Consider the following 4,174-nt stretch of genomic DNA (forward strand, 5'->3'; position numbering starts at 1 on the left):
ACGACCTTCCCGTCGTTCCACAGCATGCCGACGCCTGCCTGATCGGCCGCCCGTCGGTGCTGTTCCTCGACGAGCCGACCACCGGCCTCGACCCGGCGAGCCGCAGCACGCTGTGGGGGATCGTGCGGGGCCTGGTCGACGAGGGCGTCACGGTCCTGCTCACCACGCAGTACCTCGAGGAGGCGGACTACCTCGCCGACCACATCGTGGTGATCGACCACGGCCGCGTGATCGCCGAGGGCACCGCCGACGAGCTCAAGCGCAAGATCGGCGCGGAGCGGCTCGAGGTCGCGGTCGCCGACGCGAAGTGGCTCCAGCCCGCGGTGTCGGCGCTGTCGGCCGTGTCGGCCTCGGCGGTCACGGTGGACGAACGCAAGCGCAGTATCGCGGTGGAGCTGCCGGAAACCGCCGGGGGCATCGCGGCCGCGGCCGCCGCCCTGCGCGACGCGGGTGTCGAGTACACGGACTTCGCGCTGAGGCGCCCGACGCTCGACGAAGTCTTCTTGGACCTCACCGGGCGTCCTTCGGGCCCCTGATCCACCACCGGAGCACCGCGGCCGAGCTGCCCGCCGAGGCGGGCAGCACCGCGGCCGTCCCCGGTCAGCGGGCGTCTTTCGGGCCCCGCACCCGCCACCAGTTCGTCCGGCCTCCGAGCACCGCCAGGCGCGGCAGCAGGAGGAACCGGACGATCAGGGTGTCGGCGACCAGGACCACCGTGGTCGCCAGGGCGAACTCGCGGACGTCGCCGCTCTCCGTCATGCCCCAGACCAGCCACATCACCACCGTCACCAGCAGTGCGCCGCCGGAAGCCGACCAGGCCCGGCGGCAGGCGTGTGCCACCGTGTTGCGGCGGGACATCCCCGCCAGGGTTTCGCTCCGGAGCCGGTGCAGCAGGTACACCTGCAGGTGGTTCCCCGGCACGAGCAGGACGACCACCAGGACCATCGGGGCCCAGCCGGGCAGCGGATCGACCAGCAGGGCCAGCGTGCCCAGCCCGGCGAGCACGGCGACGCCGTTCAGCACGAACGTCGCCAGCGCCACCACCGGCCGCCGGTAGGCGACGAGGGTGGCCAGGCCCAGCACCACCAGCAACGTCACCACCCCGAACGCGTCCAGGTCGTCGGCCAAGGGGCGGCAGCCCGGGCAGCCGCGGGAGAACACGCGCAGCGACCCGTACACCGCGGCGGCGCCGAGGGAGAGCAGGCCGAGCGCGATCGCCGCCGGCCGGACGAAGCGGGGCAGGTCGGCGACGGTCAGCCTCGGGGGCGGCAGTTCGCGCGGCGAAGTGAGCACGCGATCGTTCAACGCGGGCAGCAGGCTCAACGCGGCGACCGTCGACACCAGCACCGCCACCAGGACCGCGGTGGCCAGCGGCATCAGGTCCGCCGATCCGGCGAGCGCCACCGCGGCCAGCGCCGCGGCCACCCCGCTGCCGGAGACGAGCGCGGCGTTGCCCGCCGTGCTCGCGACGATCCGCGCGGCCTGGGACGTGTCGTTCCCGCCGGCCAGTGCTTCGCGCCGCCGGCAGAAGGTGAACAGCATGTGCTGCACCGAAACCGTGATGACGACCAGCAGGGCCGCGTCGCCGGTGAGCGGGGACATCGCGACGGACTCGGAGACCGTGTCGAGCATCGCCGCCGACGCCGCCGTCACCACGCTGATGAACAACGCGGACACGAGCAGCAGCAGCCGGGAGAACGGCACGCTCAGGAGCACCGCGACGGGCGCGGCGACCACCGGCCACCAGTTCGCCGCCACGTCGGGGTCGGAGAGCGAGCCGTCACCCAGCCGGTGCCCGCCGGTGAGGCCCGGCAGCTGGGCCAGGCCCACGAAGACCAGCCAGAGGGCGATGACCGCGCCGGCGTGGCCGGCGGACCAGCAGGAAGCGCGGACGGCCAATGAAGGCTTCACGATCGTCCCCTTCGACCCGACGGGCATGGCGCGTTCGCGGTTTCGGCTGTCCGCGCATGTGTTCGAGTCTAGTGAACCGTGATCATTCGTTCACGGGGGGTGACTCCCGGATCCGCGGTGGTGCTAGGCCGTGTGTGGTGGATCACAAGGCGGGCACCCGCTCTTCGAGCAGGTCCTCCCCGTAGAGGTCGGCCACCCACTGGTCGTGGTAGACGGTGTCGAGGTAGCGGTCGCCGAGGTCGGGCGCGATCGCCACGGCCGTGCCGACGTCCTCGTGCCCGGAAAGCCAGCGCAGGGCGCCGCTCACGACGGTTCCGGTGGAGCCGCCGAAGCAGAACCCCTCCCGGGTGAGGGCCCGGCAGGTGCGCACGGTGTCCGCTTCTTCGACGTGCAGGACGTCGTCGACGTACGACGTGTCGAGCAGCGGCGGCCGGATCCCGGTGCCCAGCCCGGGAATCATCCGCCGGGCCGGTGGCGTGCCGAAGGTGACCGAGCCGACCGTGTCGATCGCGACCACCCGGGTGCCGGGCCGGTGCTCGCGCAGGTACCGCGCGCACCCCATCAGCGTCCCGGTGGTGCCCGCCCCGATGAAGACGACGTCCGCATCGGGGAAGGCGGCGGCGATCTGCGGTCCGGTCGTTTCGTAGTGGGCGCGCCAGTTCCCGGCGTTCTCGTACTGGTTGAGCCACACGTGGCCGTGCTCGGCGCACAGCCGCCGCACGAGTTCGATGCGCGCGCCCAGCAGGCCGTGCTCGGGGTGCGGCTCGGTGACGATGCGGACTTCGGCGCCGAGGGTCTCCATCAGCTGCCGGGCCCCGAGCGTGCACCGCGAGTCGGTGACGCACACGAACCGGTAGCCGGAGCTGGCGGCGACCAGGCTCAGCGCCACGCCGAGGTTGCCGGACGAGCTCTCCACGAGCGTCGAGCCGGGCCGCAGGTCGCCGCGGCGCTCGGCCGCGGCGACCATCGACCGGGCCGCCTTGATCTTGATCGACCCGGCGAAGTTGAAGCCTTCGCACTTGAGGTACAGCGGGTGGCCGGCGAACCGGCGGAGGTCGACGAACAGGTCGTCGGTGTTGAAGTCCTGCGGGGCGGTGATGATCGGCACGCGGGGGCTCCCGTCACTTCTTCCCGTACCGGTCGAGTTCGAAGAAGAACTCGGGCACGGTCCGCAGGTCGCCGGCGGTGTGCAGCTGGTCGTAGACGTGCTTGCCGACGGCGAGGTCGAGCACCCCGAGCCCGAACGGCGAGAAGACCAGCGGCCGGTCCTTCGGCAGCGCCACCTTGCCGGTCATGACGTCGTTCAGCGTCCCGGACAGGAACTCCCGGTCCCCGGTCCGCTGCTCGGCCAGGTGCACCGAGGTGTTCGCCTTCAGGCAGTGCTCGACGTCGTCGACGACGTTGGTCGAGGCGAGGACCACCTCCGGCGAGAGGTCGCGCAGCGAGACGTGCAGGACCAGCGGGTTGTGGTCGAACCACGCCGGGTCGTGGACGTGCGGCTCCCCGGCAACCGTGGCGAACACGACCAGGTCGCTGCCGCGGATCAGGTCTTCGGCGGACTCGTGCACGGTCACCGACGCCTGCCCGGCCGCGGTCAGGTACCCGCGGAACCCCTCGGCGTGCGCGGTGCTCAGGTCGAAGACGCCGACGTCGTCGAAGGTCCAGCCCCCGGCGGCCAGGTAGGTGTGGATGTACCGGGCGATCAGGCCGGTGCCGACGATGCCGAGCCGGGCGGGCCGCGCCCGGTCCCGGGTCAGCCAGTCGGCGGCGAGCGCGGCCGACGCGGCGGTGCGGGTCGCGCTGATGATGGAGCTTTCCAGGCAGGCCAGCGGATACCCGGTCCGCCGGTCGTTGAGGACGAGGATCGCCGAGGCCCGCGGCAGCCCGCTCGCGACGTTCTCCGGGAAGCTCGAAATCCACTTCAGCCCGTCGACCGCGATGTCCCCGCCGACCGACGCCGGCAGCGCGATGATCCGCGACGACGGCCGGTCCGGGAAGCGCAGGAAGTAGGACGGCGGGTTGACCGTGTCGCCGGCGCCGTGCAGGCGGTAGGCCGACTCGATCAGGTCGATGACGAGCTTTTCCTGTCCGTCGAGGACTTCGTGGACCTGCGCCCCGGAGATCACGGCGAACTCCGGGACGGACGCGCTGGTGCTCATGCTGGAACCTTCCTGAGGCGTGGGGTGGGCCAGAGCGCCCCAATGTGGCGTTGGTTGCGTTGGACGCACCCAATGTGGCGTTCGGTGCGTCAGACGCACCCAAC

4 protein-coding genes are annotated in these 4,174 nt (G+C 72.0%); 1 reads left to right on the plus strand and 3 read right to left on the minus strand.

The window, feature by feature from the left end; all coding sequences use genetic code 11:
- The coding region (locus ACWEVN_RS46850) for an ATP-binding protein DrrA1-3 family domain-containing protein (protein ID WP_452055581.1) at positions 1 to 536 on the plus strand (536 nt) is incomplete at its 5' end.
- A gap of 64 nt (positions 537 to 600) precedes the next feature.
- On the opposite strand, the gene ACWEVN_RS46855 is transcribed toward ACWEVN_RS46850, so the two are convergent.
- From ACWEVN_RS46855 to sbnB, 3 genes are all read right to left on the minus strand, one after another.
- Positions 601 to 1,911: an MMPL family transporter gene (locus ACWEVN_RS46855; RefSeq protein ID WP_452055582.1), complete on the minus strand. Its 1,311-nt coding sequence runs from the start codon at positions 1,909 to 1,911 to the stop codon at positions 601 to 603.
- Between the two features lie 142 nt (positions 1,912 to 2,053).
- Positions 2,054 to 3,019, minus strand: a complete 966-nt coding sequence (gene sbnA, locus ACWEVN_RS46860; protein ID WP_449687281.1) for a 2,3-diaminopropionate biosynthesis protein SbnA — start codon at positions 3,017 to 3,019, stop codon at positions 2,054 to 2,056.
- A gap of 13 nt (positions 3,020 to 3,032) precedes the next feature.
- Complete coding sequence (gene sbnB / locus ACWEVN_RS46865; protein WP_449687280.1) at positions 3,033 to 4,070, minus strand: 2,3-diaminopropionate biosynthesis protein SbnB; 1,038 nt, start codon at positions 4,068 to 4,070, stop codon at positions 3,033 to 3,035.
- Positions 4,071 to 4,174: the final 104 nt, after the last annotated feature.

It is taken from the genome of Amycolatopsis sp. NPDC003861, from assembly GCF_053605405.1.

Excerpts from the sequence above, each read along its gene's own strand:
- sbnB (WP_449687280.1), bottom strand. The coding sequence starts at position 4,070 with ATGAGCACCAGCGCGTCCGTCCCGGAGTTCGCCGTGATCTCCGGGGCG.